32 protein-coding genes and 5 pseudogenes are annotated in these 25,170 nt (G+C 58.6%); 26 read left to right on the top strand and 11 right to left on the bottom strand.

Translation table 11 applies throughout. The features are described 5' to 3' along the window. The first annotated feature begins 206 nt into the window (after positions 1-206). The 4 genes and pseudogenes from AC1DVW_RS23220 to AC1DVW_RS23205 all read left to right on the top strand — a co-directional run. Positions 207-731, top strand: a complete 525-nt coding sequence (locus AC1DVW_RS23220) for a hypothetical protein (RefSeq protein WP_477326203.1) — start codon at positions 207-209, stop codon at positions 729-731. 15 nt (positions 732-746) lie between these two features. Beyond that, positions 747-1,160: a phage holin family protein gene (locus AC1DVW_RS23215; RefSeq protein WP_477326201.1), complete on the top strand. Its 414-nt coding sequence runs from the start codon at positions 747-749 to the stop codon at positions 1,158-1,160. After that, positions 1,141-1,809: a hypothetical protein gene (locus AC1DVW_RS23210; protein WP_477326199.1), complete on the top strand. Its 669-nt coding sequence runs from the start codon at positions 1,141-1,143 to the stop codon at positions 1,807-1,809. The genes AC1DVW_RS23215 and AC1DVW_RS23210 overlap by 20 nt, the downstream gene beginning before the upstream one ends. Positions 1,810-2,115: 306 nt before the next feature. Then, positions 2,116-2,343 (top strand): annotated as a pseudogene (locus AC1DVW_RS23205) (plasmid stabilization protein); the annotation flags it as partial. Between the two features lie 31 nt (positions 2,344-2,374). Here AC1DVW_RS23205 and ku read toward each other — a convergent pair. After that, positions 2,375-3,298, bottom strand: coding sequence for a non-homologous end joining protein Ku (ku, locus tag AC1DVW_RS23200; RefSeq protein WP_477326197.1), 924 nt, complete (start codon positions 3,296-3,298; stop codon positions 2,375-2,377). Positions 3,299-3,512: 214 nt separating this feature from the next. Between ku and AC1DVW_RS23195 the strand changes: the two genes are divergently transcribed. Next, on the top strand, positions 3,513-3,791 hold the full coding sequence (locus tag AC1DVW_RS23195) for a hypothetical protein (RefSeq protein ID WP_477326195.1): 279 nt from the start codon (positions 3,513-3,515) through the stop codon (positions 3,789-3,791). A 155-nt stretch (positions 3,792-3,946) separates the two neighbouring features. Here the strand turns inward: AC1DVW_RS23195 and AC1DVW_RS23190 are convergent, their stop codons facing one another. Further along, entirely contained in the window at positions 3,947-4,111 is a 165-nt protein-coding gene (locus tag AC1DVW_RS23190) for a hypothetical protein (protein WP_477326193.1), read from the bottom strand. 538 nt (positions 4,112-4,649) lie between these two features. Between AC1DVW_RS23190 and AC1DVW_RS23185 the strand changes: the two genes are divergently transcribed. After that, entirely contained in the window at positions 4,650-4,871 is a 222-nt protein-coding gene (locus AC1DVW_RS23185) for a DUF768 domain-containing protein (protein WP_477326191.1), read from the top strand. A 328-nt stretch (positions 4,872-5,199) separates the two neighbouring features. Here AC1DVW_RS23185 and AC1DVW_RS23180 read toward each other — a convergent pair. After that, a pseudogene (locus AC1DVW_RS23180) lies at positions 5,200-5,505 on the bottom strand (IS5 family transposase); the annotation flags it as partial. A gap of 114 nt (positions 5,506-5,619) precedes the next feature. On the opposite strand from AC1DVW_RS23180, the gene AC1DVW_RS23175 reads away from it, so the two are divergent. From AC1DVW_RS23175 to AC1DVW_RS23150, 6 genes are all read left to right on the top strand, one after another. Then, a complete protein-coding gene (locus AC1DVW_RS23175; RefSeq protein ID WP_477326189.1) occupies positions 5,620-6,783 on the top strand; it encodes an ATP-binding protein in 1,164 nt (387 codons plus the stop codon). Positions 6,784-6,833: 50 nt separating this feature from the next. Then, entirely contained in the window at positions 6,834-7,265 is a 432-nt protein-coding gene (locus tag AC1DVW_RS23170) for a hypothetical protein (protein ID WP_477326187.1), read from the top strand. Positions 7,266-7,647: 382 nt separating this feature from the next. Beyond that, positions 7,648-8,484, top strand: a complete 837-nt coding sequence (locus tag AC1DVW_RS23165) for an ATP-dependent DNA ligase (protein WP_477326274.1) — start codon at positions 7,648-7,650, stop codon at positions 8,482-8,484. A 1,221-nt stretch (positions 8,485-9,705) separates the two neighbouring features. Beyond that, positions 9,706-9,897: a hypothetical protein gene (locus AC1DVW_RS23160; RefSeq protein WP_477326185.1), complete on the top strand. Its 192-nt coding sequence runs from the start codon at positions 9,706-9,708 to the stop codon at positions 9,895-9,897. A 442-nt stretch (positions 9,898-10,339) separates the two neighbouring features. Continuing rightward, a complete protein-coding gene (locus AC1DVW_RS23155; RefSeq protein ID WP_477326183.1) occupies positions 10,340-10,624 on the top strand; it encodes a hypothetical protein in 285 nt (94 codons plus the stop codon). A 7-nt stretch (positions 10,625-10,631) separates the two neighbouring features. Continuing rightward, positions 10,632-10,904, top strand: a complete 273-nt coding sequence (locus AC1DVW_RS23150) for a hypothetical protein (protein ID WP_477326181.1) — start codon at positions 10,632-10,634, stop codon at positions 10,902-10,904. A gap of 246 nt (positions 10,905-11,150) precedes the next feature. On the opposite strand, the gene AC1DVW_RS23145 is transcribed toward AC1DVW_RS23150, so the two are convergent. Both AC1DVW_RS23145 and AC1DVW_RS23140 read right to left on the bottom strand, forming a co-directional pair. Beyond that, positions 11,151-11,339, bottom strand: coding sequence for a hypothetical protein (locus AC1DVW_RS23145; RefSeq protein WP_477326179.1), 189 nt, complete (start codon positions 11,337-11,339; stop codon positions 11,151-11,153). 791 nt (positions 11,340-12,130) lie between these two features. Beyond that, positions 12,131-12,337, bottom strand: coding sequence for a hypothetical protein (locus AC1DVW_RS23140; protein ID WP_477326177.1), 207 nt, complete (start codon positions 12,335-12,337; stop codon positions 12,131-12,133). A 345-nt stretch (positions 12,338-12,682) separates the two neighbouring features. On the opposite strand from AC1DVW_RS23140, the gene AC1DVW_RS23135 reads away from it, so the two are divergent. Continuing rightward, positions 12,683-13,114, top strand: a complete 432-nt coding sequence (locus AC1DVW_RS23135) for a hypothetical protein (protein ID WP_477326175.1) — start codon at positions 12,683-12,685, stop codon at positions 13,112-13,114. Positions 13,115-13,465: 351 nt separating this feature from the next. Here the strand turns inward: AC1DVW_RS23135 and AC1DVW_RS23130 are convergent, their stop codons facing one another. Beyond that, on the bottom strand, positions 13,466-13,687 hold the full coding sequence (locus tag AC1DVW_RS23130; protein WP_477326173.1) for a hypothetical protein: 222 nt from the start codon (positions 13,685-13,687) through the stop codon (positions 13,466-13,468). A 558-nt stretch (positions 13,688-14,245) separates the two neighbouring features. Between AC1DVW_RS23130 and AC1DVW_RS23125 the strand changes: the two genes are divergently transcribed. The 5 genes and pseudogenes from AC1DVW_RS23125 (at position 14,246) to AC1DVW_RS23105 (ending at position 16,305) form a co-directional block, all read left to right on the top strand. After that, on the top strand, positions 14,246-14,422 hold the full coding sequence (locus AC1DVW_RS23125) for a hypothetical protein (RefSeq protein ID WP_477326171.1): 177 nt from the start codon (positions 14,246-14,248) through the stop codon (positions 14,420-14,422). A gap of 339 nt (positions 14,423-14,761) precedes the next feature. After that, positions 14,762-14,893: pseudogene (locus tag AC1DVW_RS23120) on the top strand (LysR family transcriptional regulator); the annotation flags it as partial. Positions 14,894-15,018: 125 nt separating this feature from the next. Beyond that, positions 15,019-15,210, top strand: a complete 192-nt coding sequence (locus AC1DVW_RS23115; protein WP_477326169.1) for a hypothetical protein — start codon at positions 15,019-15,021, stop codon at positions 15,208-15,210. 35 nt (positions 15,211-15,245) lie between these two features. Then, entirely contained in the window at positions 15,246-15,683 is a 438-nt protein-coding gene (locus AC1DVW_RS23110; protein WP_477326167.1) for a type 2 periplasmic-binding domain-containing protein, read from the top strand. A 340-nt stretch (positions 15,684-16,023) separates the two neighbouring features. Further along, complete coding sequence (locus tag AC1DVW_RS23105) at positions 16,024-16,305, top strand: hypothetical protein (RefSeq protein WP_477326165.1); 282 nt, start codon at positions 16,024-16,026, stop codon at positions 16,303-16,305. 98 nt (positions 16,306-16,403) lie between these two features. On the opposite strand, the gene AC1DVW_RS23100 is transcribed toward AC1DVW_RS23105, so the two are convergent. Continuing rightward, positions 16,404-16,562, bottom strand: a complete 159-nt coding sequence (locus AC1DVW_RS23100) for a hypothetical protein (RefSeq protein ID WP_477326163.1) — start codon at positions 16,560-16,562, stop codon at positions 16,404-16,406. Positions 16,563-16,750: 188 nt separating this feature from the next. Between AC1DVW_RS23100 and AC1DVW_RS23095 the strand changes: the two genes are divergently transcribed. Beyond that, entirely contained in the window at positions 16,751-17,239 is a 489-nt protein-coding gene (locus tag AC1DVW_RS23095) for a DUF982 domain-containing protein (RefSeq protein WP_477326161.1), read from the top strand. A gap of 12 nt (positions 17,240-17,251) precedes the next feature. Here AC1DVW_RS23095 and AC1DVW_RS23090 read toward each other — a convergent pair whose 3' ends face one another. Then, complete coding sequence (locus tag AC1DVW_RS23090; RefSeq protein ID WP_477326159.1) at positions 17,252-17,470, bottom strand: hypothetical protein; 219 nt, start codon at positions 17,468-17,470, stop codon at positions 17,252-17,254. 657 nt (positions 17,471-18,127) lie between these two features. Further along, positions 18,128-18,331, bottom strand: a complete 204-nt coding sequence (locus AC1DVW_RS23085; protein WP_477326157.1) for a hypothetical protein — start codon at positions 18,329-18,331, stop codon at positions 18,128-18,130. A gap of 277 nt (positions 18,332-18,608) precedes the next feature. On the opposite strand from AC1DVW_RS23085, the pseudogene AC1DVW_RS23080 reads away from it, so the two are divergent. Continuing rightward, positions 18,609-18,830 (top strand): annotated as a pseudogene (locus AC1DVW_RS23080) (glutathione S-transferase N-terminal domain-containing protein); the annotation flags it as partial. A 23-nt stretch (positions 18,831-18,853) separates the two neighbouring features. Then, positions 18,854-19,199 (top strand): annotated as a pseudogene (locus AC1DVW_RS23075) (Crp/Fnr family transcriptional regulator); the annotation flags it as partial. A gap of 818 nt (positions 19,200-20,017) precedes the next feature. On the opposite strand, the gene AC1DVW_RS23070 reads toward AC1DVW_RS23075, so the two are convergent. Next, entirely contained in the window at positions 20,018-20,284 is a 267-nt protein-coding gene (locus tag AC1DVW_RS23070; RefSeq protein ID WP_477326155.1) for a hypothetical protein, read from the bottom strand. Between the two features lie 1,000 nt (positions 20,285-21,284). On the opposite strand from AC1DVW_RS23070, the gene AC1DVW_RS23065 reads away from it, so the two are divergent. From AC1DVW_RS23065 to AC1DVW_RS23055, 3 genes are read left to right on the top strand one after another with little or no spacing between them, the layout of a single operon-like run. Continuing rightward, positions 21,285-21,890: an ATP-dependent DNA ligase gene (locus AC1DVW_RS23065; protein WP_477326153.1), complete on the top strand. Its 606-nt coding sequence runs from the start codon at positions 21,285-21,287 to the stop codon at positions 21,888-21,890. Next, positions 21,891-22,121 (top strand): hypothetical protein, encoded by a 231-nt coding sequence (locus tag AC1DVW_RS23060; RefSeq protein WP_477326149.1) that lies wholly within the window; start codon positions 21,891-21,893, stop codon positions 22,119-22,121. 24 nt (positions 22,122-22,145) lie between these two features. Further along, positions 22,146-22,367, top strand: a complete 222-nt coding sequence (locus AC1DVW_RS23055) for a DUF768 domain-containing protein (protein ID WP_477326147.1) — start codon at positions 22,146-22,148, stop codon at positions 22,365-22,367. Between the two features lie 157 nt (positions 22,368-22,524). Here the strand turns inward: AC1DVW_RS23055 and AC1DVW_RS23050 are convergent, their stop codons facing one another. Beyond that, a complete protein-coding gene (locus tag AC1DVW_RS23050; protein ID WP_477326145.1) occupies positions 22,525-23,523 on the bottom strand; it encodes a L,D-transpeptidase family protein in 999 nt (332 codons plus the stop codon). A gap of 249 nt (positions 23,524-23,772) precedes the next feature. Between AC1DVW_RS23050 and AC1DVW_RS23045 the strand changes: the two genes are divergently transcribed. Further along, positions 23,773-24,264, top strand: a complete 492-nt coding sequence (locus AC1DVW_RS23045) for a YidB family protein (protein WP_477326143.1) — start codon at positions 23,773-23,775, stop codon at positions 24,262-24,264. Next, the gene (locus AC1DVW_RS23040; RefSeq protein WP_477326141.1) at positions 24,158-24,679 is read left to right on the top strand and encodes a DUF4112 domain-containing protein; all 522 of its coding nucleotides are present in this window, start codon (positions 24,158-24,160) and stop codon (positions 24,677-24,679) included. The genes AC1DVW_RS23045 and AC1DVW_RS23040 overlap by 107 nt, the downstream gene beginning before the upstream one ends. The last annotated feature ends 491 nt before the right edge of the window (positions 24,680-25,170 follow it).

Below are 25,170 nucleotides of genomic sequence, written 5' to 3'. Positions count from 1 at the left end.
CTCGTCGTTGCGGGAAGGCGATCCTCTGTTTTCGCGACTCTTGGAACGCCTTGCTGCGACGCTAGCGAAACCGCTCTTCGCCGTTGCGATTCGAGGGGCTCTGCCGCCTATGACGACGGCAGCCCCACTACGCAACAGGATTTTCGCCGGGGCTCGGAACCGCACGGTCGTCCCGGAGTTCACCTAAAATAACAGGAGGAAACGCCATGAACCCGATCAACACCAACGAATTCGGTCGATCCAACCCCTCTGACGAGGAGGATTTTCTGGGTCAGACAGACGCCGAGCGCGCCGCCAAGAGTGCCGAAGCCATCGGCAAATTGAAGACGAGTGCAGCGGAAACAGCGACGCATTTGAAGAACGCCGCAGCCTCTGTATCGACCGACGCAAAGGATTATGCTGGCACTGTCGCCGCCGACGCCGCAGGTGCGTTCAAGGAAGCGGTGGAGTCGAATAAGACCGCTGGTGCCGACGCGATCGCCAACATCGCGCACTCCGTCAAGCAGGCCGCCGACGGCATCGAAAAACAATCGCCACAGGTCGCCGGGATKGTGCGCAGCGCGGCTGAAGGTGTGGAACGGATCTCGACCGACATCAGGGATCGCAACGTCGGCGAACTAATGGACTCGGTGACGAAGTTCGCGCAGCGGCAGCCGGCCGCCTTCTTCGGCGTCGGCATCCTGGCCGGCGTGATGCTAACCCGGATCATGCGAAGCTCCGACCGGTCCTGATAGAGGACTTGCGAGATGGATAATGGTGTCGATCGCCGTCCCTTCGGGACTGTCGTCAACGAAGTGTTAGGTCAATTCGCTTCGTTGATGCGCCTGGATTTACGCTTGCTCGAGGCGGAGATGCGAGGCAAGGCGTCCACGATTGTCTCGTCCGGTGCATGCGGAATCGCGGCCGCTATTTTCTTCTTGCTGGCCGCCTTCGCGATGGTCCAATTCCTGATCCTGGCGATGATCCATTTTGGCGTCGGCGCGATGGTTGCCTGTTTGATCGTTGGGATCGTCCTGGTGGGCGGGGGGCTGCTGTCACTTCACCTGGCCAAGCGAGCAATGGTCGGATGGACCCTCACTCCGGTGGAGACGGTAAACCAGGTTCGCAGCGATCTGGCTGCATTGAAGCAGGGGGTGCGCTATGGCTCCACTCAACGATGAAATTCGCGAGATCATGGTCCAAAGCCGAGCGGAGCGGCAGGCGCTATTTGAGCCGGTCAGCGAAGTGAGCCGTCGCTTGCAGCCTCGGCACCTGGTCGATGTCGCGACCCACTACGCCAAGCACAAGGTCGCCGGCGTCGTAGGAGGTGTGGCGGAGACAATTAAACAAAACGGGGGCACGGCTGCGGCGGTCGCGTTGGGCGCCGTGGCAGTCTTTGACGCTGGCAGAAGGAGCAACTCGTCCGGCTCCGCGCCGGAACGCTTTGCTCTACCTGAGCTGCGCGCATCAATTCCTGCCAGTACTGACAGTGCGCCCGTACCCGTTCCAGATTTGAGTCAATCGAGGCACACCGTCACCAACCTTGCTCGTGCGAAAGCCCTTGCGGGCTCCGCTGCAGGATTGTTGATCGGGCATGTGATTGGCCGGGCGTTTCAGCCGACCGCGAGCGAACAAGAACTGTTCGGAAAAGCGGGCGGTGAAGTTCAAGACGCCGCTTCCAAATTCGTCAGCCAGCATTCGCATGGCGCAAAAGTGGCAGCTGCGCAGGCTTTCGGCTTTGCAAGATACTCTGCCGCTTTCCTGGCGGTGATGGCGACGGTCGGCGCCTATATGAACCAACCTGGGGACGGTGGCGATCCGCCCGCCTGAGGGCCATTTTCGCCCACCGGTTACGATCAGGTCGACACGATTTCGTTGTGGTGTTGTATCCCCGTTTCGCCGCATAATCGATCTTGAACGGCAACGCGAACACCCTGCTTGACGTTTGAGATAGTTACAGTCCTCTCATCGGCGAGGGTCCATTTGCGTTGCAGAAGGCCAGCTGGTTCGCCTGCACCTCGACAAATTAGTGCGGCTTTAGCCCGGTTGGGTCCGCGTCGGGCGACAGGCCGCGGGCCTTCGCAAAAGGAGCAGTAGCAATGGCCGCGTGGCGACAAATCAAAGTACACCGATAAGCTGGAACGGAAGGCTGACCATATCGCCGAAGGGTATGAGCATCGCGGCGTCTACAAGGACGATGGCGGCGGCAAGAAGGGGGCGCGGAAGGTCACCGGCCAGCCAGCTGCCCACAAAGGGGGCGAGCTTGGCGGAAAAGCCGCAGCGTCAAGGTCCGAGGCCAGCAAATCCGCTTCGGCCAAGAAGGCGGCCGCCACCAGGAAGCGGAACGAAGGACACGCTGGCCACCAGCGCCCGGCAACAAAAGCCCCTAGGCGTCTTATGCGGACTTTCGCTTTGAAGTTGCAGCCTTGCCCTCGGCTGCTGCGCCACCCTCGCTGGCCAGGCTCTTGCGCAGGATCTCGGCGAGGTTGACCACATTCTCCTTCGGCCTCGGCACTGGCTTCGGCGGGGCCTTTCCCTTTCGCTTCGCGTCAACCATTGCGATCAATGCATCCTCGTACGTGTCTTCGAATTTTGACGGGTCGAACTTGGTGACTTTCTTGTCGATCAGCATGCCGGCGATTTCGAGCAGCTCGGGATCGTAGTCGGTTTTCTTGATTTCCTTGAAGACGCTGTCTTCCGAGACCATCTCGTTGTGAGTGCGAAGCTCGGTCAGCAACATGCCTTTTTCAAAGGGCTGGATAAGCACCTCCCGCCCTCGCTGGTAGAGCACGACGCATGACCTGGCCGCTACCTTCTTTGTTTCCATTGCCTTGCGGATGACCTCAAACGCCTCGGCGGCGGCACCGTCGGCGGGGATCAGATAATAGGGCTTTTCGAGGTAGCGCGTGTCGACCTCCCTCAAGGGAACGAACTCACCAATTTCGAGCGTATGTTCGGACGTCAGCTTGAGCTTTTTGATTTCGTCCGGCTCGATCTGAATGAAATTGTCCTTGTCGATTTCGAAGCCCTTCACCTGGTCGTCGGCCTCGACCGCTTCTTCTGTCTTTTCGTCTATATACGCGCTCTTGACCGGCAAGCCGTCCTTGCGGTTCAGGATCTTGAAATGAACCTTTGAAGACTCGCTCGTGGCGCCGACGATCTTGACGCCGCACGCGACGGAACCAACTTTGAGAAAACCGTTCCAGACGGCACGTGGCGCGACCATGTCATACCCCATGATTGATGGGGTGGAACGGACGCCAGCCCGGTTTGTTCCGGCAGGGACCCATGACTTGAGAGATGAGTTTTGAATCCGCAAGGCGATTGCGCTGTGACTGTGGATCAAAAGACGATAGACCAGGCCCTCGACCTGCTGAGCAATATCGAAACATTTTGGTGATGAGCTTTGCGCGTGACCAGATTTTCGAAGCCATCATGCAGGGTCGGGGTAAGTGGACACACGCTGGAACCCAGTCCCGTAGATCCACGTTTTCACAAAGGTCATGCCGAATGACCTAACGATGGAGGAAACAATGAACATCAAGATGCTCACTCTGGGCGCGATGGCGCTTGCCATGATGGCTGGCGCAGCAGCCGCCGGGAATACGTCCGCGCTCGACGATCCGGCAAAGATGTCGCCGTTCTTTACCGATGCCGGCATGAAGACCTTGAAGTCCGAGGCGGACTTCAAGTCCGCATGGATGGCCATGAAACCCGATGAACAGAAAGCGGTGATGAAAGACTGCGGCGATACCACACTCAACAAGTCGCACGCAGATTTCTGCGCGATGGCAAAGATGATGGGCGGCTGAATTTAGGCCGACACCTCGAAGGTGGACTTGGGTCCGCCTTTGAGGTCCGCCGCGCTCTCAGCGAGAATTCATTTACAACTGGTGTTCATTTGCGCGAGGCCCGGACACTGAAACCGAAGCTGTAGGGTCTAAAGCCACGTGAAGTCGGCAAGCCCCTAGGCGTCTCCGCTGGCCTCTGCAAAGGCCAGAGCGAAGGATTCAATCTCGAAGGCTCGGGTCAGCTCCTCGCCTTCCTTGACAACGCGGACGAACCATTCGCCGCAGGCTTCGACCACTTCCACGCAAGAGTGAACCTTGCCATTTGGAATCTCGCCGTCCATCGGGTTGCCTTCTCAGCAATGGGAACGTCGGGCATTTATGACCCTGGAATTGGCCCTCGCAATTAGAAATGACATATGCCGTCGAGAGAAATTAGCGGTTTCTAAAAAGTTACCAGGAAGGAGATCATGTGGCTTCGCAATCATGTCCCCGAAACATTCGAAGCCGATTGAAAGAATCCCCGCCATGACAGCAATCAATGAACGCGTCGGTATTCCTGCCGCTCGCTAGAGTAGCATTCTCAGGTTGGCCGCTTAGGGGCAGGACCGAAGCCGCATGCTATTAGCGTGGATCGCCTTCGGAACCTCCGCGCACTAGATGCTGATGCATCTCGAAAATCCTAAGCTTGTCTGGATAGCCGACGCGGCTGGCTAGCAAAAGTGGCCCATGCATCCCTGCAGGATTTCAGGGAAGAGAGCTGACACTACCGACGGTGGTGCTTCGATCGGGTCTCATCCTGTAGACAACCGACTTGGTAGAGAGATGAACGCTCTTACCTAACAACGTGGAACCGAATTGGGGTGCCCCGCTTAATTGGTCATGAGCACACGCGGCACCAACTTCCTTCACAAGTGGATTTCCAGCAACGTCCACGAGACCGTCGGCGCCGACATCATCTCAGTCGCCGAGCTGACGCAAAAGCTGTTCGCTGACGCCAAGGCGCTCGGGATCAACAGCCTAGAGATCGAGGAAGACACCGGGAGCGTCTACGAAGCGATCTTGGACGCCATCGTGCATCATAATGCCGGCTTGGCTGATTGACCGGGCGAAGCACAACTCACCTATAGGATTAGGCCCGATATAGGGCGGTATCGTCCAAGACACCTTCTTACGTTAGGTAATGCTAAAAAACCCTGCCGCGCGGCCCCCAACCATGCACGGCGATGGCTTGCATGGCGGGCTCCCTTGCGCAAGCGCAGCAAACGCTGAAACAAAGCCGGTTCTGATCGTTTTCAATCTGCAGACCCCTGTCGTACTCCACAAACTCCCCGCTGGCTTCGGCTGGGGCTGACAATCGCCGGAGGCCGCTACATTGCGTTGTTGCCGCTTATCCCGGCCTCACCCTCCGAGAGGTTAGCGCGATGCAGCCGCCGTGCTGATGCACCCGCACGATTGACGTGTCGATCATCTGGACTGCCGCGTCATGCATTGCGGCTAGCGCGTCCATGATTTGGTCCCAAACACCAGCCCGTCCCCAGCGAACGAAGCGATTGTAACAGGTCGTATGAGGGCCAAGGGTCTCCGGCACGTCGCGCCACGGCGCGCCGGATCGCAAGACCCAGAATATGCCGCTAAGCACACGCCGGTCGTTCACGCGCGGAACGCCGCGCGGCTTATTCGGAGGAACGGCTGGATGGATGGCGGCCCATTCAAAGTCCGTGAGTTCGTAGCGCATGATTCGAGGCTCCACCTTGGGAGCTTGAATCACGGTTCAATCATCCATCTCAACGCCATCATACCTCTAAACTGTGCTAAGTTGTGCAATCGCAGGTAAGCAATGAGCCCGGTTATGAGTGATCCAAACGAGGTGCCTATAAGCCAAGGGCAAGAGCGCCTGGCAGACTTCATTCGCCACAACCCCGCCCCCATCGTTAAGGAATGGGTCGAGTTCGCGCGCACCCGCTCGCCCGCCAGCGATGGGATGTCAGGGCTTGCTCTCCAAGACCATATTCTGGAGATTCTCAAATTCATCGCTAACGACTTAGAATCCCCGCAAACCAGCGCCGAACAGGTCGGTAAATCGCATGGTATCGGCCAAGAAAACTCACCGTTTCGTCAGAGCGCGGCAGAGATTCATTCAGCACTTCGTCTCGCGAACGGTTTCAACATTGATCAAATGGTATCGGAATACCGGGCGCTGCGGGCGAGTGTCACTAAGCAGTGGGTAGCGCAACACAAGAGCCTTGCCGTCACGGATGTCCAGGATCTTACAAGGTTCAACGAAGCAATCGATCAAGCCATTACGGAATCGGTCGCTCATTACACCAACACCATCAATAATTCGCGGAACCTATTTCTTGGCATCCTAGGTCATGACCTGCGCAACCCGATAGGCGCTGTTTCTATGGCCGCGAGGCGTATGGAACGGTCGGGGTCAACCGATCCGAAGCAGACGAAAGTCGTGTCTGAGATCGTCAGGGCAACGGACCGTGTAACACGCATTTTAGACGATCTGCTCGATCTTACTCGTTCGTCCTTTGGGACCGAAATTCCGCTAGGGAAAGCTAAAACCTCCATGGCCGCGCTATGTCAGGAAATCGCAGATGAATTCGGCGAGATCGATGAAAGTCGGCATGTCGAAGTCAAACTTGAAGGCGATCCGATTGGGTTCTGGGATCCGGTAAGAATGGGACAGGTGCTCTCCAACTTGATAGGCAATGCGATCCAGCACAGCGACGCATCGAGTCCCGTCACGGTCACGATATCGGGCAATGATCCACAGACGATCGGTGTGAGCGTTCACAATTTTGGTGCGCCCATTCCTGCCGAGAGCCAAACGACAATTTTCCGTCCGTGGATGCGTGGGAAGGTCAATGACGCTATCCAGCAAACTCACCTTGGACTCGGACTCCACATCGCACAATTGATAGTCGGCGCGCATGGCGGCGAGATCGCTCTCACCTCGGATGAGATGAACGGCACAATGTTCACGCTTCAGCTCCCGCGCGCGTAAAGGTTACGAACCGAATTTATGAGTACGCGCCCTGACTCAGGGAGGATGTTATGAAGATGAATCGACGTAATGCTCTCGCCCTTGGTGCCACCTCGTTGGCGGCTCCGCTATTGGTCGCAAAGCCCACTCCGGTAGCGGCCAAGGCTTACGGTCCGACTGATGGCAAAGAGATTTTTCCTGGCGTTCGGCTGGTCGAACTGGGAACACGAGACTCCCATATCAAGGGGTTTAAGACCATCGCCATGGAAGACGTCGTCTATCAGCCAAAGGGGTCTAGCCCGCTGGGGGATGTTATGGCCGACGACATGGTTTGCACGTGCACTGAAGGCGAGCTGCAGGTCACGGCCGGGGATATGCAGTTCACGGCCAAGGAAGGCGATGTATGGAGCTGCGGCAAGGGTAGCACGAAGGAGGCCGCTACGAACATCGGAACAGTGGTTGCCGTGATGCGAGTCATTAATCTGAAGGGCGCCGCCGCATAGGGCGAAAGGCGTGGCTTGCCCGGCGCGGCTTTTTTGCTGAAACAAAAACCTGTTCCGATCGTTTCCGATTGGCCAGAACACCCACACTCTGGCTACTCCAGAACTCCCGCTGGCTTCGGTCGGCGGGCTTTTTTACTTCCGCTCGGAACTTTCGCCATTCCAAGCAGGTTGATCTGCAGCGGCTGGTTCGTACCGGTTCCGGCTGCTGGCCAAGGCTCCAAAACTTGGTCGACCTGCGTCCTCTCGCAAGTATGCGGGCCGAAACCCGCCAGTGGTCCCCCTCGACCTCCTGGCGGGTTTTTCGTTTCGGGAACCATTTAAGCGCAAGCTAATTGAATTGCGGGTGGTGGGTCTGTGCACGCGTTTGAAGTTCATCGTTCCGATGATGCCGACCTTGGTGGACAGGCCACCTCAAGGCCCAGGTTGGATTCATGAGGTCAAGTTCGACGGCTACCGATCCCAAGCCATCATTGAAAACGCCGCGGTTAGCATCTTCACGCGACGAGGCCTCGATTGGACCGCTAACTTCCGCGACATCGCTGAGGCTGCTAAAGGTCTGAACGCTCAGAGCGCCATCATTGACGGTGAGGTGATCGTCACCAATGAGGCTGGACTGTCCGACTTCTCGGCGCTGCGCGGAGCCATCACGCGGCGTCAGCATGACCTCTACTTTGTGGCTTTCGATCTGCTGCACCTCAATGGTCATGACCTCCGCGACATGCCGCTTGAGGATCACCGCGAGATCCTCCAGGCCATGACCACGGCAGGAGGTCGTATCCAGTTCAGCCAATCGCTTCCTGGTGATGCCAAAGCCATCTTCGAACTGGTGGATCGCGCCGGCCTTGAAGGGATTGTATCTAAGCAGTGCGGCAGCAAGTATCGCAGCGGTTCGACCACCAACTGGCTGAAGGCCAAGTGCTATGCAATCAGCGAATTTGATCTGCTCGGCGTCGAGCGTGAGCCCGGCAAGCCAGCCTTTGCCCTGATGGCCGAGCGGGGCACAGGCCGGTATGTCGGCTCAGCCTTCATCACCCTGAACCGCGAGCTGCGCGAACGGCTCTGGAAGCGCATCCAGGACCATGCAGGGGCGGCGCCCAAGGGCATGAAGCGGCCGGCGACGCAATGGGTCAAGCCGGGACTGATCGGCCGTGTGAAGCACCTGCGCGGCGAGGAAGACCTTCGGCATGCCTCGTTGCAGGATTTTAGGGAAGAGGACTAGGCATGCCTATCAGACGAAAAGCCGTGGAGATACCGGGATTTTTGCTCCTTCGGAATTGGCCTTGCTTGGGCGGGCTTTCGAGCAGCTCAAACTCGCTGACCAATCAGCTGACGCACCGGCGCATCCTTGCCGGTGACATCCCGTACCGTCTTTAACAAGGCTTCATGAGCCGCCTGAAGCGCTCGGAAGTGATCGCAGCTAGGCGATAGCCGCGCGGCTGGACAACGCTCTTGTGCAGCGCTTCGGCTGCCACCAGAAAGCGCTCGATTTCAGTCTGTGAACGATGCTTGAAAAGTTTGGTCCTGGCCATTGCGTGGTGAGGGCGAGTGATTAGCGGGGGAACGTCCCAACAGGGTTTTGTTGCAGAGTTGCTAATACTAGGGTTGGTGTTAGCCGGCTCGCCAGCCCCGAGCCGGTTAGGCCCGGCGGTAAGTCGAATGTTACCCCAACGGACTGTCGGGCCGCTGGTGGGCGTCAGTCCGCCACACTGCCGTCGCGGTGCTGCATGGCGTCGAAATCCCCTCGCACATATCGAGCAACTTAGACCAAAGGCCCTGTGCTCGCGGACCTTTGGCCACCTAGCCGTGAGGGATTGGGGGGATCATAGTCGATTGCAAGCGGAACAGGCCGGCAGGGACAGAGGCCAAATGCTTTCCCTCATCCCGGCCCTGATCGCGTAGTCTGATCAGGTGTCGGCTCGCCGGGTTTGAGGTAGTTGGGGTCTTCGCCCGGCGAGTTCTATCGCGCCGCTGGTCTGCCATGAAAACCCGCCCCTGTGTGGCAGTCATTGGCACCAGCTCATGTGCTCACCACAGGCGGAAGATGCGCGTTAGGTTCAATCAGCGGCGCAGGCAGCCGGATATATCTTTCAGCTGGCGGAACGTATGTAGCCGCCCCGGTGTTATCACCATGATCCCCGCATAGGGATCATAAAGGGCCCTTGCCCCTCTTGGCCCCAGTTTGAGTCCGATGTCTCCCGGAAGTGCCCAGTTGCGCAACGTTTGCGCTTTTGGAGCCGTCGACAGCGGACCCGACGCGCCCCAGGGGCCAGCGCCAGAGCGCGAGCAGCGCACATCGATCGCGCTTTTTGCTGGTCTTTCTTCGTGATTGGACCGCCCTGGCCATACGAGCGTACCGTTCCGCATCGCTGACAACTGGCAAGGGCGTCGGCGGCCGAAAGAGACCATAGATGCTTTCGCCCCGACCGGAAGGTCAAAAGCGATGTACGATCGGCCGATGTTGCAATCATTGAAATCCGTAGAGGTCGTCGGCGCTCTAGGCGAGTGGTTCGTCTTTATCAGCGATGGCAACGGCGAACCCGTTGTCCAGCCATTCGACTTCGAGAGCTATGCCCGCGCGTACGCCGAGGGCCAGCGGATTCGGCTTGGGCTGCAGCGTTTCACTACCGTCTAGGCCGCATCAGTCCAGCAGCAAGCCCACGGGGACTCGGCAGAGCGGGCGAGGCCCGTCGCCGGTATAGGACAGCGGCTGGCAGGGCCGCGCTGGCGAGGCTTCCTTCAGTGGTCTCACCGGAGCCTCATGAGTTTGCATCAGCGGGTAGCCCTAGGCGCAGTCGCTGACCTTCTGCGAAATCTCTGGCATCTTGCTCGAGCTCGAATTCACGTTTTCTGAGTTGTCCTTGCGCAACGATTTGGACGATCCACAGACCGCCGAAATAGACGACCGAAACGCGGGCAGGCCCATCCTTTTTCATGGGCGTTTTCGCACTCCCGAATCCTGTTTTATGTTCACACTAGTTAAAATAAGCGGGTGACCTGGACTCAGTTCCATGCCTAATTCTCGTTGGCCTGCAACCCAGCCGCCATGTTAATGCTAGGTTGACATGAGGCTCTTTTTGATCGCGCTTGCCGTCGCTCATAACTGGTATTCCGGCTACCATGATCCGGTCACCGGCTATGAATGCTGCGACGACAAGAAGGATTGTAGGGTCATCAGCCCGCGCTATGTGGAGCCGCTGCCGGGCGGCGATTTCAATATCCGCACGGGGTCAAAGAGCCGATATTTCATCCCCAAGAACCGCGTCATAGAGAGCGAAGACAGCCAGTATCACGTCTGCTCGTCGTCCCCGAATTTGACTATCCGCTGCTTCTTTGCGCCACACACGGAGGCGAGCCGATAGCGGCCGCATGGCGAAGGGATGGACGTTCCAATCTCTGATCGACGGCAAGATGACGGTGACCGCGCACTGCCATCATTCGCCCTGCAACCATTCCCAAAAACTCGACCTGGTGAAGCTGCGCGATCGGTTCGGCCCAGAGGCGCCGGCAATGGCCGATGACCTCATTCCAAAGCTGAAATGCGCCAAGTGCGGCAGCAGGAAAGTCGGGCTGATCTATACGCCGGACAGCAGCCCGAATGCCTATGGCAAGGCCAAGGACGGGCGACAGACAAGCCCGTGACGACCAACCATGCGGCGGAAGCGGGAACCAATCAGCCGCCTGGAGCTTCTACCCAAAAAGGGCAAAGGAAAAGATCATGGCCGATGAAACTAGGCGGCCGGAACTGAATGCGGAAAGTGTCCGAGCCTTGGCTTCGGCGTCAGGCGTCACCGAGGACCAGATTCGCGAAATCGTCTCGATGGTCGGCTTTGATTTCGCTTCAATCTTGAGGGAAGCAAGGGAAATCCGACAGGGTAAGAAAAAGCCCTAGTTTCCGCCCGCTAGGCTGAACATAACCGTGCCGTCGTCCTTGCGAACTTCCACCGCCACGATACCGTCAACCTCCTTGCGAGCGGGAAAAGTCGCAAGGGCATGATCCCGCGCGGCTTTCTCCGCGTCGAAGGGCACCTTTTCAAAGATGCCCTGTTTCCCATACCAGATCACCGTGTAGGCCACCGCTGCGACGCTCCCTCGGCAAGCATTCGATCTTGCTAACCAGCAACTTAATGGGCGCTGCTAGCCCTTTGACGACTGTGTAAAGGGCCACCGTGGACACAGGTGGTCTTCTGACTTCCCGTTGTCGTTGGCGAAGTCTGACTTTACAGACGTCTTCATGCGGCGATTATGCGCCTTGTAGTGGCAGCTGGCTACTTCCGCACAATCCAGTCCAACAAGTCCGCTTCGACCATCGGTTGGCCTGTGAGTTCACGGACCATTTGCGAGGGCAAACTCCCGCCATCGATCTTCGCCGCGTATCGCTCTGTGGACAGCATTCCTCAGGATGTCAGCATCCAGTGCCGACACCTTGGCCCGGGACATTCCGCCTCCCTCACAAGACAGAAGCGGATTGTACGCTGTACCGCGAAATTCGCGAGTCATTTCCTCGTGACGCCGGACCAGCGGCGCTAAACGAATAGGCCCGGCGCCAGGGTGAATGCGCCGGGGGCCATTGTGGCATGTACGAAATACCTAGCATGGCCGCTTATTATCATCGGCTAATATGGTCAACAAACGATGAAGGGCCACATCCGATGATGGCCCGCAGCGAACGCTAGAGAAGATGGCCGGCGCCACAAGGGCGGGTTGGGGTGCCATTTGGGGAGGGCGCCGGCCAGGCGGACTGGTCCGCCGCCCGAATAAGCTAACAGACGGGTCGCAGTTGCCTATGGTGCGATCGCGGAAGCTATCCCGGCAGTAGGCCCGACCGCGCCGCTCCCTCAAACCACCCGATCCGGGATTGCGGAAGGCTAGCGCGCTGATTGTTTCTTGGCGTGTGCGGCGACTGCACAGAGGAAAGCCAATGCGGCGGCATCGCACGCCGTCCGAGACGGGCCTTTGGCGAAAAGAACCGCGTCCGCAGCCGGCATCGTCAGGCCATGCTTTTCGGCGAAAGAGGCAATTTCGTAAGGTTGATCATCTTCAGATCGATGGCCGATACCGAAATCGTAATTCATGTAATTCCTCCCAGTTCGCTACTTTCCTTCCTCGTCCGGAGGCAAAATTAACAGCCAGTGCATCGCGCGAGTCCAGCAATTAGGGATTGTGTAAAACGATATAACTCCGCCCCCTGCTACATTTCGCTGTTTTTCGATGATGCCGGCTTCGCCGCCGGGGAGATGAGTGGCTGGGCGTTGGCGACTTTCACAGCCTCACCCCGGCGCCGCCGCCATTCTCGGCGATGAACTCGACGCGCAAGTCGCGCTAACGATACGATCAAGATGGCGCCTGCCGGCTCTTGTCGGCGCGTCGTGGTGCGATAGTTCTTGTTGGGAAGGGACCTCGATCAGCAGGAGCCAATCGTGAAATACCAAACACTAAGCCAACTGCAGACAGTCGCAGAAGTCGAACCCTTGTCGACATACCCGATCATGACCCGGCAACAGCGCAGTGAGCGCTGGGCAGAGATGCTGGAAGAAAATCCCAAGCGACGCCTGCGGGCGCTTACCGGCACTGAGCATCTGAAAGGGGAAGCCCGCGACGCAGCACGCGCGGAGGGCTCGCCAATCACAGTGGCCTTCGAGGATTCGGTGCTGCGTGGGCTGGGCCTGAAGAGTGATACCTATGGGGAAGCAAAGCGCTTCTTCGAACTGACTGACTGGGAATTGCATGACATCGTCTGCAGTTGCCATGTCGGGACCACGATGAGCGGGCAATGGGCTGCAGCCAGAGTCCGCCGGACAATCAGTGGGAACAGGTTTCTTAAATGGCTCAGAGAGAGAATGTGGCACTGAGGTCACCTAAGACGGCGACAACTGTTAGAGCTGTTTCGAAGCAAGTGGATGCATGGTTTTGGCGGCCGACTGGCGCTCATAGGTCCGCTCGTCCCCGCCATGCGGTCCTGACCCGGTGTTGCCCCGTGATTTCCGCCGCCGTCACGACGAAGCCGTCGGGTTCTTGCCTGAATTGGTTCTGACGAGCTTTGTAAATGGGTCGAAGAGTCTCGGGCCGGGTGCGTCCGGGCGCGCCTATGCTTGCACAGAGGGAGACCGATAGAACCCGTCGAGCGCCAAAACATGTCCGTTGACGGTGAGATCAATCGTTTGTTGCCTACGCCGCGGAGCGTCAGAAGGTTTGCCGTTTCATTAGAAGTCGCTAAAAATTCCATCGACATCGGGAATTGTCAGATTGGATGCTTCAAACATCAGCTTCGAGGCTAGGCGGCAGGCAGACTCGGTTGCGCCGCCGCCTCGATATGATCCTTTCCGGGCAGGTGTGACCGGGGCGGCAATCGCTGGCGGCTCGGTGGCGGTCTTTTGTTGGCTTGTCGGCAGCAACCACATGACGGGCGCGACCGGCGTGGTCATGATTTTGGCATTTGCCGTGCCGTACTTCTATCTCCGGAGCGAGGACCGGAAGAACATGGAGGCCTTTGAGAGAGAATACATCAGGCTGATGGAACTGGAGAGGGCAAGAGAGAAAAGCATGCCTACCGCCAAACCAAAGTCGCTTCCGGCAAGAAAAGCTCGCCTGACCGTGAGAAGACCCCGACTACCGGTAAGAAAACCCCGCCCATGGTAGCCGGCCGCTTGGCGCAATGCCCCACGCCTTCACTACTCTCTTCGGCATAGAATCCCGATTATCCGGGGGATGGGCTGTCCTCAGACGCGTCTTCAAAACTTTCGCCCGCTGGCTCGCGCAGGGGGCTTTTTTGTGTGCCCTTGGAACCTCCCATATTCCCGATCCGCAACGGCTGGTTCTTAACGGTTCCGGTTGCTGGCCAAGATACCCTCATTTCTTGGTCGGCCCGCGCCTTTGCGAAAGGGGTGCGGGCCAAGACAGGACGACGATGGCCGGCTGAGTCGGCCGGCCCGCGCTTCTCGCACCGGCGCGGGTCCTTTTTCGGAATGTGGTAACATTCGCCGATGGGCAAGGAGGCAAAGCACAGCAGCCAATCTCCACTGGATCGCGAGCGGGCGATTGAAGTCGATTACTCTGCCCGCAAGTGCGGCCTCACCAAAGAGGAAGCGCTCAAGATCATTAAAGAAGCTCGGCCCGTTATGCTGGCGGCCAGCTCTGGAGGTCACTCAAAGCGCGGCTAAGGTCGAGATTTTATCAGACTCACCCGCGTCCAGGACCACGCGATGAACGCGCAATTTGGTCGGGCCGGCTCGTTGCAGACTGTGAAGAGCTTCCGAGAAGCTAAAGGCCGACGCGACATTCAGTGAAACTCGCGTCGGCCAATGCGGTCCAGTAAGCCGCCTTGTCGAGCTAGCGCACTCAGCTGCGGTCAGGAGCTGCGAACGCCCGGCAAGCTGGAAGCCGCCTATCTGGTCATGCGTGATGGTCACCTTCATGTCTCCTTGTTGGTGAAGCGAGGATGCGTCTATCGCCGTCCGAACGGAAACGAGTTGTGCAAATCCCGGCAATAAGCGAGGCTTATAGCCATAGCTGTCCCCGCAAGCTTTGATCTCGATCTTCTTCGCACCTTCGTCGCGATCGCGGAGGAGAAGAGCTTTACACGTGCAGCAACACGCGTCGGGCGCACGCAGGCCGCGGTGTCGCTGCAGGTGCAGAGGCTCAGGTTTGCTTGGCAAGACGGTTATCGTGCGCGGCAAAGGCGGTATCGTCGAGCTGAACAGCGGGGCTCCAATTACTTGAGCGGGCACGCGAGCTTCTGGCGCTCAACGACGACATCATGCGCTCTATGCAGGCAGCTCCGGTCCATGGCACGATCCGGCTGGGGATCGCTGCCGAGCTTTCGGCGCGATTTCTGCCCCAAATCCTCGACCATTTCTCCCACGCGGCCCCCGGCGCTGAGGTGGAGGTGGAAGTGACGGGTTCCTGCATCCTGGCGCTGAAACTGAAGACGCGGAGTTCGACCTCGTAATCCTGAGGGACGGGCTGCAGTCGAGACAATGGCCAGTGGTTGAAGTCTGGCGCAGCCAGGCCAAGTGGATCACGTCCGACAAGCATGAGCAGCATCTGCGCCATCCGCTACCTCTTGCCATCTCTGCCGCCGATTGCTCTACGCGGCCGGCCGAACTCAGTGAATGCCCGTGGCGTAGCATGCTGCTCCGATCGCTAGAGCAAGATGGTCGCCGCTATCGCATCGTCTCCACGTCTTCGACAACGCAAGCCCTGCTAGCAGCGGTGCAAGCAGGCATGGCGGTGACGAGCACGCCTGAAGACGATGCGCTGCCTGAGGGTCTCAGACCCGTCGGCCCGGACGAAGGCCTGCCGAAACTGCCTGAAAGCCGCTATTTCATGCTGAAGGCGCGCGACCCTCGAAGCCGCAACCGACATGCGGCAATGAAGGTACAAGAGGTCTTCAGCTGGGCGGTAACAGCGGCGCTTAAATAGAATTGCCACCCCGATTATGACTATCCGCTGCTTTTTTGCGCCGCACACGGAGGCGAGCCGATAGGCAGGATCGCAAAGGGCTGGACGTTCCAGGGCTCGCCGGGTTTGAGGTGGTTGGGGTTTTCTCCCCGGCGAGTTCTAATGATCTGGGTCGGCAAAAAACAAAACACGGGCCTGAACGTTTCCAATCTGCCAGACCCAATATCTGGCTACTCGAGACCCTCCCCGCTGGCTTCGGTCGGCGGGCTTTTTTGCTGGAGACAAGGGCCGAACAGCCGCCCGGCATTTTGTGGCTGGGCCAGCCGTCGACTGGCTTAAGCCGGGCACCAGGGCCCGGGTGATGCATCTGCGCGGCGAGGCGAAACTGCGCCATGCCTCGCTGCAGGGATTTTCGGGAGGAGGAGTAGTAGCCGTGCCCTTCAGACGAAAAGCTGTGGATGCGGGGATTTTTGATCCCGCCGAATTGGCTTTGCTCGGCCGGGTTTTCGAACAGCTCAAACCCGCTGACCAATCAGCTGATGCGCGGGACAGACTGGCCTCTCGGATCATCGCCAACTACATGGCCGGCGTGGTTGATGAAGCGGAGCTGATTACGCTTTCAAGGCTGCCTCTGGGCCGCTAAGGGGCATTGCCGGATCGAACCGGTTTCATGGTCTTGGATAGCGGTTGAGGAGCGACCAGCCATGAAGGCCGCCGCCAAGCAGGGCATCACGACCGGCGCTACTTCTTGGTGATGTTGCCGTTGTTCAGATCGAAGGCCTCAGTGCCGCGCGTTTGGGCGTAAAAATCGTCCTGCAGCTCTCCCCATTCTCCGAGGTGGCCACCGCACTTGCTGCAATGAATCGGCGTGTGCTCCTCCGCACTATCCGGGATGTCCATCTGGATCGTCCCACACGCCTTACAATCCAGTTTGTGGTCTAGGCGCTTGCTGTTCATTGGTAATGTTTATCGATCGCCCGGCGAACCGTCCACACGCTTATTGACGCACGGTCCGATCTGCTTTTCTCGCGTCGACCGGAACGAAAACAGTGCTTCCCCGTTCGGTTCTGCATTGTCAGGGGGTAACCATGCACGATCCGTTTTTCGCAGTTCCAATCATCGTTGAAACGGAAATCGTAGGTGAGTTTCGCACTATGAGCAGCGTATCCGAGGCCGCCATATTCATGATGGAGCGTTGGCCGGAATCGCACGGGCCAAGGTACCGGGCTGCACTTCAGGCTTGCACGGGCCCCCTGAGTACAGCCGAAGACGTGGAGAATGCTCGGCGTGCCTTTCTGACGGCTGCCAAGGAGGCTGGCCTGAACGTGAAAGCTGTTTCGCTACAGGGCGACGCTCAATCGCCCCGCTCGGCCAAGCAGCCCAGGTCGTCCTACATCGGCGACGAAAAACGACGCGACCGCGGGGATAGAGAGGAGCAGGAGGACTTCCTCGTCCGGTTCCTCGCGCGGGAAACCGGCATCACCGAAGCGCAGGCTCGTGACCTCGTCAATATGATCGGGACCGATCGCGCATCGTTGCTGCGGGAGGCCAGAATCCTGAAGGGGCGGGATCGATGACCATACGTGGCACTAAGTTTCTGCACCAGTGGATCTCGTTCCCGAGACGACCAGCGCCGATATGATATCAGTCGAGGAAGATACTGGCAGCGCTTCGATCTTGCTAGCCAGCAACTCAACCGGTGCATCCAGCCCTTTGATGGCAGCGTGAAGGGCCACCGTTGCCACAGCTAGGTGATCTTCCGGCTTGCCGTTGTCGTTGGCGCGGTCTGGCGTGGTGGGCAGCTTCATAATAGGGGGAACTGCGCCCTATGGTCGGGTGGCGCCCGCTACTTGCGCACAATCCAGTCCAGCAAGTCCGGTTCGACCTCCGGGTTGTCGGTGAAGTCGCGGATCATTTTGCGCCGCTAATTCCCGCCATCGATCCTCCGGGATGTCGTCATCGATGACCGCTTTGCGAAAGGCGGTGCGCAGGATGTCGCAATCGAATGCCGATACCTTGGCGCCTGACATTTTACGCCCCCCTCACAAGACAGCAGCGGATTGTACACTGTACTTCCAAATTCGCGAGTCATTTCCCCGTTACGGAACAAGCGTGGTGTGCGGGCGTTGCAACTATCTGGGAGAGGAAATTCCGGTGGACGAACCAATCCAGCCCCCGCGAACAGACGAAGAAGCGCTCATCCGACGCTTGGTGAAAGCGGCCAATATCACCGAAGATCAAGCTCGCGAGCTAGTCACTGCGTTGGGATACGACTGGTCGTCGCTCATCCGGGAAGCTCGACTTCTGACCCGGAAATCTAGCTAGGCGTGGATCTACACCAGCAGCAGGCCTGCCCATTGCAACAGGCGATAGGCCCAGAAGCCGACCAGATACAGCGACAGGGCAATGAAGGCGAGCCGGAGGATCAGGCGGGCGTCGCGGCGGGTCCCCATCTTCCGCGCGGATTATTGCGCCATACGGTCTACGGCTTGCAGGAAGACAGAAGCACTTGCTGCGAGGGCAGCATAGCTGGCCCATCGGCTCTGCTGTCCGATGTCGACCATGAAGTCGTCAATTGAATCGCGGACGATAACATTGGCGGCGCGAATACCGAGTCCAGCCGCAACAAAGCTCGACGCGATCGCCAGATATTGCAACAGTTCTGTCATGCGCTTTCCCCTTCAACGTAAGCCGCCCGGCATGATGCCACGGGACAGGGCGCCTCGCGAGGGGAGCGCATGAAGATTTCATGCCGTGGAACAGGACATCCGGCCAAAGCTCGCTGCAAAAAAAATACAACGGGAACGACGTCGGGCTGATCTACACGCCGGACTCCAGCCCGAACGCCTACGGCAAGGCAAAGGCCGGGCGATGACCGACAAGACGCACGAAAACCGCGTATGATGGTCGAGCGTTTAATCATTTCCATGAGCGGAGGAGGAGTGAGTGAGCGCCAGGTTCACGCTATATGGTAGCCCGCATTCCCTACCGACCTACCGGATAGCGCTGATGCTGCGCCTATGCCGCATCGGCTTCACGTTTCGTTATATCAGCTTCCAGCGCGGCATGCACCTGACGGCCGAATTCCGTGCTCTGTCGCGCTGGGGTCAGGTGCCAGTGATCGAACATGACGGCCGGGTCTTCGTTCAGTCGGCGGCCATCCTCGAATACCTAGCGGACACGCTGGGCTGCTGGACACTCTCGTTGACGGAGCCATCCATAGAGAGTGGATTGTCGCCATGGGAAGGCGGTCAAAGACATCCCATCTTGCGCATCTTGTTTGCGAACTTTTCGTTCGGCTTCAAGTTGTGAAGCGCACCAACGGCATGAGTTTTCACCTCCCAATTTCACAGGTCGAGCTCGCTGACGTGCTCGGGCTGTCTGTAGTGCATATGAACCGGGTTCTCGGGGCCTTGCGGAGGGCCGGTGTCATAGGCTGGGCGAACCACATTAGTGACTGTTTTGGATTGGGATCGATTGGTGGACATCGCCGAATTCGATCCCACCTACCTCAGCATGAATCATGAACCGCGGTGAGAGCCCTTCAAAAGGAGCGTCGACACCCAAACTCTAGGGCGAGTAGGTGAATTGATCTGCCGGAGGCGCCGGTTCTGATGGGCGGCGCGGGGTTGGGAAATCGGTGGAGAAGCGGAGCCCGCCGGAAGTGCGAGGACCTGCTCGATCTCCGCATCTCGGACTTGCGCAAGGGCGGTCTGCTGGCGCCGGGGCGCAGAGGGGAGTTGACCTGGAATGTCGGCGTCCGTCCTAGCATTTCTATTGAAATTTTCACGGACGGAGACCGTCTGGAGTTGACCTACCACCGTCGGGGACCCGCCCAGGAATGGCCGCGCGTTCATGAGGTCCTCGCGCTGGATTGCACGGGACAACATTTCGGCGGAGTGCGCCGCTGGTTTATCTGCCCTTCCTGCGATCGACGATGCGAAGTGCTCTACGCCGGAGAGGCCTTCCGCTGTCGAGTGTGTTTGGATCTCAGCTATCGGTCCCAGAGCGATGACCCTCAGTGGAAGTGGTAGAGGCCTGCGGCGAGTGGTTCGTCCGCGTGGTTGAGGAAGACCAAGAAATAACCCGATGGTTCGAGATTGAATCTTTCGCTCTGGTCTTCGCGGAAGGCCAGTGGCGACGCCTAGGGCTTGATAGGTTCGCACGAATGTAGCGCGCAATTGCCACGCGGCGGGCCATTGCCGCGTTGATCGCCGATGGGCGGAGGGGACTGCCGAGATCGGTTGAATGACATGGGGCACATAAAATGTGCGCACCGGATCTAAACCTGATTGCTCTTTACGTCAGCGGATCGTGTCTGAATTCCCGAATCGGCCGTACCTAAAGGGACACATTCATGGCCGCAGCAGCGCCGCGCCGTATTTTGCCCATAGCTCCTCGCAATCATTAGCCCTAAGGCTTGGAGTTCCCCGCTCTCCATAGAACACCATCGCTGCACGAACATCGAATCCCAGCACCGTGGCGTTGGCGACGAACTGGATAGCCTCACCCAAGCGAATTGCCTCGATTTTGGCGTCAGTTTTATTGGCGAGATCCAATACCCCAAGAATCTCCGCGTTCTTATTCCTGGCAGCCAAAACTGCGGCCACAGTTGCATGCATATGAGCCTCCGCTAATATTAACATCGCAGAAGCGAACTTTGTTCCTCACCACAGCAGACTTTTCGTTACGTCGGGTCACGCAACCCCCCGACATCATCTAGGACCCGCCGCTGCCATCAATGGAGCGGCGGGTTTCGTTGAGAGTGGCAAGCTGGGGGGCGCGAGTAGTGAAGCCTAGGGAACATTAGGACTCTCTAATAGTTATGGATGAGCTGCAAGCAAATGGATGGGGGACCGTATGATAGCTGCTCACCGCGTCAATTCTTGGATTACCACTAAGAAGCCAATGGCTCTCTGCGATAGCTGCATCGTAGATGCGATGAACGTAACGCCCGCACAAGTTGCGCAGATCACAGGGGCGCTCGGGACTACGTCCGATTTCGAGCGGGACAAGGGAGTCTGCGGGAGCTGCAAGCAGGCTAAGACCGTGATCCATGCAAAATAAAGTTGGCCGCAAGCTCGGCCGCGAGCAGGCCGCCCGGTTGTATCGGCTGCTGGCCAAGGTTCCCTCATTTCTTGGTCGGCCCGAGTTCTAAGCCCACGGGCGCGGACCATTTTCTTTCTTTGAGAGCGGCCGGCGGGCTTCCTGGCGTTCAAGCCGACATCTTCCACTAGCCCTTGCTTGAGAGCGGCCGCTTTGTTCGCAGCCAAGGCGACGTCTGGCCTGCAACTGCCTTCTGTAGCGGCTGATACAATCCGGGTTGCCTAAGCATCCTTATTCGGCCACTGGGCTTTAAGGGCGATCCTGGCTTCGTTCAATGAAGATACGACCATCCATCTCCCATCGACGAACCTGATGTTGAGGGGCGGGTACGCTGTCATCGCAGGGTGGGGTCGTCCATTCGTCGATTGATAGCGAGGCATGTATGCGCTCCTTTTCCAGGAAACTCCCTGCGCTCGCTGAAGCTCCGGAGCTTGGTGGCCGGCTTACATCGGGCTTTTTCATTTCGGGAACCATTTAAGCGCAAGCTAATTGAATCGCCGTGTTGCGGGTAGGTTCATGAGTTTGAGGTTTTTCGAGCCTTTGATGCCGATCCTTGTGGAGAAGCCTCCAGAGGGCGACGGCTGGATTCACGAAGTCAAATTCGACGGCTACCGATCCCAGATGATCATCGGCGACCAGGGAACTCGGATCTTCACGAGACGCGGCCTCGACTGGACTTCGAAATATCGCGACCTTGCAGCAGCAGGCGCTGCGCTCGGCGTCGAGAGCGCGATCATCGACGGCGAGATCATCGTTCTCAACGCTGCCGGCCTGTCTGACTTCGGTGAGCCACGAAAGGCCGATTGGCTGAAGGCGAAATGCTACGCCATCGGCGAGTTCGATCTGCTCGGCGTCGAGCGCGAGGCGGGCAAGCCGGCATTTGCACTCATGGCCGAGCGCGGCACCGGGCGCTATGTGGGCTCGGCCTTCATCACCTCGAATAGGGAATTGCGGGAGCGGCTCTGGAAACGCGTCCAGGACCACGCAGGAACGGCGCCGAAGGGCATGAAGCGGCAGGCTACGCAATGGGTCAAGCCAGGCCTCGTTGCGACTGTGAAGCATCTGCGCGGCGAGGAGGACCTTCGCCATGCCTCGCTACAGGATTTTCGGGAGGAAGACTAAATGGCAGTGGCTAGAAGGGACCACGAACGGTTTGCGTATGCATGGATGTACGGCGTCCAGGCCTGCAAAGACGGTAAGGCGCGCGTCGTTCCGCAGTTCTGGGACGAATATGCCGATGCATGGCTGAAGGGCTTCGACGGCGAACCGATTGCCGGCGGGAAGACCAAGCCTATCAGCGACCAGCTGGAAGCGGAGCTGGATGATGCTGCGGTCCGGCCGCTTGGAACTTAACGCCGGCTTCCGACTTGTGGCCGAATGAGCACTTGTGGAACCGACTTTTTGTATAAATGGATAGGCGCAAACGTCCCTGAGACGGCGGGAGCAGATATCATCTCAGTTGCCGAGCTTACTCAAAAGCTATTCGCTGACGCCAAGGCGGCCGGCATAAGCAGCGTTGAGATCGAGGAGGATACCGGGAGCGTCTATGAGGCGATCCTGGACGCGATCGTGCACCACGATGCCGGAGTTGCGGACTGAGTCAGAGCAAATGGTTAAACCGTCCAGCCCTATCGGAGGTTGTACTCGCAGCGGTCGATTTTCTAAGTGACGGTTCCGTCCTCACCGGACCTACGTCGGAATAGCGATACGCTTCGAAAAACGGGTTGAAATTAGTTCTGCGAAAGTGAGGTGTTGCCTAGTTAGGCGTGTTGCTAGCGTCGGCAATTTCGTCCTTGAAGGTAACTTTCGTGCCCTTTTGCACCATCGAGGCGAGGTCTTCGGCATCCCAGTTCGTCAGCCTGATGCAGCCGTGCGAGAAGGTCTTCCCGATCTTGCCGGGTTCGGGCGTGCCGTGAATGCCGTAGCTTTCGATCGACAGATCGATCCATATCGACCCCACCGGATTGTTCGGGCCGGCAGCAACGGTGAAAGGTCGCTTCGTCTTGACCCCCTTGAAAGCGAAGCGGGGATCGTAGTGATAGGTCGGATTGTGCACCACGCGTCTGACCTCTGCCTGGCCATTCGGCGCCGGCTTTTCGTCGCTGCCGATAGAGGCGGGGTAGACTGCAAGCGCTTTACCGGAAGGATCGAGCGCGCGTAGCACGCGAGCCTCCTTGTCGACCTCAACCTCGGCAATGGCGGCGGGAGGATCGCCCCGACCAATATCAGGCACCAACAACTTCGTGCCGGCCTTCCTGAAGCCGATGCCAGGATTGAGCCTTCGCAACAGGGGTTCGCTGATATGGAAGCGCTCCGCCAGCTTCTCGGCCGTATTGCGATAGCCGAGCCTCGACAGCCGGGCCATCCGCTCCAGGCGAGCCGGAATTCGCTTGGTAAACGGTCCGCGCACATCCTTGCGCGTCAGCTCATAGGTGTTCAGGACTGGGCTCGCGGAGGTAGCCAACAGCCTGTCCCAGGTCTCCTGAGTGAGCTTGCCATCGGACGGAAATCCGTTCGCCGTCTGGAAGGCACTGACCGCCTTGGCGAAGCTCTCACCAAGCCGGCCGTCGATCAGGCCCGGCGAGAAGCGCGCCCGATCTAAAAGAATTTGCGCCTTCAAAACGACTGGGTTGAAGCCTTTTGAGTTGTCGGATGCGAATTGAGCCTGGTTGACGGCGGTCAGGTCCAGCTTAGCCGCTTCGGCCCCGCCACAAGCGAGGAGGAACGCTGCGGCGACAACAAGGAGCCTGATCATGATGTCACTCCGGACGGAACCTGCCTATATGACGCGCCACGGCCTATCTGGTTCCGTTCCCTCGGCCCAAGGCGTTCTGATTCACCGCTTGAGCACAAACGTGCCTGGTAACGGTCCTCACATCCCCAGTCGGGCAAATTGGTCGATCGCTCCGGACAGCACCGCAACGACACCCAACATTAGATCGTCGCTCGCGGAACTTTTGTGAAGCTGAGCCCTTCCTCCACTTGAACCGTTGAGGAGGCCAAAATGGCAAATCTGGGAAAATTGGCGATCGCGATGCTTGGCGTCCTGGCATACCAAAATCGCGACAAGATCGGCGACATGATCCGTGAAGCGGGAAATCGTAATCCCAACGACCCGCAAGGCGGGATTCTGGATCAGATATCGAAAGGGGTGTCCGGGACGGCCCTTGGGGACATCCTCGACCGATTCAGAGGGGCAGGGGCAGGATCGAAAGTCGACTCTTGGGTTGGCACCGGGCCGAACGAGCCGATCCAGCCAAGCGACGTGGAAGCGGCTATTGACGAAGACACGCTCACTTCCCTTTCGATGCAGACGGGTCTTTCGCGCGAGGACCTCATCCGCAGGATCACGCGAGATTTGCCCGAGGCAGTCAACAAGATGACGCCAAATGGTGATTTGCCAGCTGAGGGAACGCAAGGCTCGGATGAGACCACCCTGCTCGACGACGTGCCCCCACGTAGGCCGCAAGCCAAGAATTCAGGCGGCGATGTCTAGAGTCACAACTCTAGACCGGGGAGGTCTGGTAAATCGCACACGCCCGGCGGCCGGGACGCGGGGGCAGGGCCATCGCGACCCTGAGGCAGAAAAAGCAATCGCCGAGCTGGATCTATTGGCCGCTTTGCTTGATTCCCGCTGGCGCATTCCGGGGACGTCAGTTCGTTATGGACTGGATGCCCTGGTGGGTCTGGTGCCCGTACTCGGAGATGTGGCGACGGGCCTGGTCTCGGCCTATATCGTCTTGCGAGCCCGAAACTGCGGGGCTGGAAATGGCTTGGTCGCCCGCATGTTAGGTAACGTACTGCTTGATACAGTGGTAGGAAGCGTTCCTATTCTCGGCTCAATCTTCGACGTCTATTTCAAGGCGAACAATCGCAACATAAGGCTGCTTCGCCGTCACCTCCAAAGGTAAGGCCGAAGCAATGCGGTGCCTCGCGACTGCCGTACAACTAACGCAGAGCCAGCGGGAGCGTTCGACGCCCCCGAGGCGACCGAGGCCGGCTTCTCGCCAACGCTCATGTTCGGGTGGTCAGAGCGCGTCACCGGGAGCAGGACCGCAGACTGATTGGTTTAGAGTCAGGCGACCCTGCTCCGTGGCAGGGTATCCTCGTAACGACTTCGGTCATAGGATAGCTTGCATCGACGGGAATAAATTTGCTCAAGATCAGTTCGAGACAGACGCACGCTGGCGGGCTCCCTTAGCTTCAGCAGGAGTGGCCGATCCCCAGCGTTCGCGCTGGCCGCAAAAAGCCCGCGCCATGGAGGGACCAATGACGCGGGCCGGCCGGGGTTTGACCCACCAGCCTGCGCCGGATGCCAGTGACAACATCCGAGCTGGAACTCAACTATTCAAAACAGCTTATGTTCCGCCTGCCGGGGCCGTGACCGAGCTGCGGCGGCCAA

Source organism: Mesorhizobium sp. P3_B5, from assembly GCF_056402815.1.
The sequence above is the reverse complement of the archived record's forward strand: the minus strand, read 5'-3'. Positions and strand labels throughout refer to the sequence as shown.

Coding starts and splice junctions, on each gene's coding strand:
- AC1DVW_RS23175 (WP_477326189.1), top strand. CDS start 5,620: ATGAGTGATCCAAACGAGGTGCCTATAAGCCAAGGGCAAGAGCGCCTG.
- AC1DVW_RS23095 (WP_477326161.1), top strand. CDS start 16,751: ATGCACGATCCGTTTTTCGCAGTTCCAATCATCGTTGAAACGGAAATC.
- AC1DVW_RS23190 (WP_477326193.1), bottom strand. CDS start 4,111: ATGGACGGCGAGATTCCAAATGGCAAGGTTCACTCTTGCGTGGAAGTG.
- AC1DVW_RS23160 (WP_477326185.1), top strand. CDS start 9,706: ATGTACGATCGGCCGATGTTGCAATCATTGAAATCCGTAGAGGTCGTC.
- AC1DVW_RS23070 (WP_477326155.1), bottom strand. CDS start 20,284: ATGCATGCAACTGTGGCCGCAGTTTTGGCTGCCAGGAATAAGAACGCG.
- AC1DVW_RS23055 (WP_477326147.1), top strand. CDS start 22,146: ATGAGCACTTGTGGAACCGACTTTTTGTATAAATGGATAGGCGCAAAC.
- AC1DVW_RS23195 (WP_477326195.1), top strand. CDS start 3,513: ATGAACATCAAGATGCTCACTCTGGGCGCGATGGCGCTTGCCATGATG.
- AC1DVW_RS23215 (WP_477326201.1), top strand. CDS start 747: ATGGATAATGGTGTCGATCGCCGTCCCTTCGGGACTGTCGTCAACGAA.
- AC1DVW_RS23130 (WP_477326173.1), bottom strand. CDS start 13,687: ATGACCACGCCGGTCGCGCCCGTCATGTGGTTGCTGCCGACAAGCCAA.
- AC1DVW_RS23210 (WP_477326199.1), top strand. CDS start 1,141: ATGGCTCCACTCAACGATGAAATTCGCGAGATCATGGTCCAAAGCCGA.
- AC1DVW_RS23170 (WP_477326187.1), top strand. CDS start 6,834: ATGAAGATGAATCGACGTAATGCTCTCGCCCTTGGTGCCACCTCGTTG.
- AC1DVW_RS23060 (WP_477326149.1), top strand. CDS start 21,891: ATGGCAGTGGCTAGAAGGGACCACGAACGGTTTGCGTATGCATGGATG.
- AC1DVW_RS23150 (WP_477326181.1), top strand. CDS start 10,632: ATGGCGAAGGGATGGACGTTCCAATCTCTGATCGACGGCAAGATGACG.
- AC1DVW_RS23085 (WP_477326157.1), bottom strand. CDS start 18,331: ATGACAGAACTGTTGCAATATCTGGCGATCGCGTCGAGCTTTGTTGCG.
- AC1DVW_RS23115 (WP_477326169.1), top strand. CDS start 15,019: ATGCGCTCTATGCAGGCAGCTCCGGTCCATGGCACGATCCGGCTGGGG.
- AC1DVW_RS23140 (WP_477326177.1), bottom strand. CDS start 12,337: ATGAATTACGATTTCGGTATCGGCCATCGATCTGAAGATGATCAACCT.
- AC1DVW_RS23065 (WP_477326153.1), top strand. CDS start 21,285: ATGAGTTTGAGGTTTTTCGAGCCTTTGATGCCGATCCTTGTGGAGAAG.
- AC1DVW_RS23105 (WP_477326165.1), top strand. CDS start 16,024: ATGCATCTGCGCGGCGAGGCGAAACTGCGCCATGCCTCGCTGCAGGGA.
- AC1DVW_RS23185 (WP_477326191.1), top strand. CDS start 4,650: ATGAGCACACGCGGCACCAACTTCCTTCACAAGTGGATTTCCAGCAAC.
- AC1DVW_RS23100 (WP_477326163.1), bottom strand. CDS start 16,562: ATGGACATCCCGGATAGTGCGGAGGAGCACACGCCGATTCATTGCAGC.
- AC1DVW_RS23090 (WP_477326159.1), bottom strand. CDS start 17,470: ATGAAGCTGCCCACCACGCCAGACCGCGCCAACGACAACGGCAAGCCG.
- AC1DVW_RS23045 (WP_477326143.1), top strand. CDS start 23,773: ATGGCAAATCTGGGAAAATTGGCGATCGCGATGCTTGGCGTCCTGGCA.
- AC1DVW_RS23050 (WP_477326145.1), bottom strand. CDS start 23,523: ATGATCAGGCTCCTTGTTGTCGCCGCAGCGTTCCTCCTCGCTTGTGGC.
- AC1DVW_RS23165 (WP_477326274.1), top strand. CDS start 7,648: ATGATGCCGACCTTGGTGGACAGGCCACCTCAAGGCCCAGGTTGGATT.
- AC1DVW_RS23125 (WP_477326171.1), top strand. CDS start 14,246: ATGGGCAAGGAGGCAAAGCACAGCAGCCAATCTCCACTGGATCGCGAG.
- AC1DVW_RS23040 (WP_477326141.1), top strand. CDS start 24,158: ATGGTGATTTGCCAGCTGAGGGAACGCAAGGCTCGGATGAGACCACCC.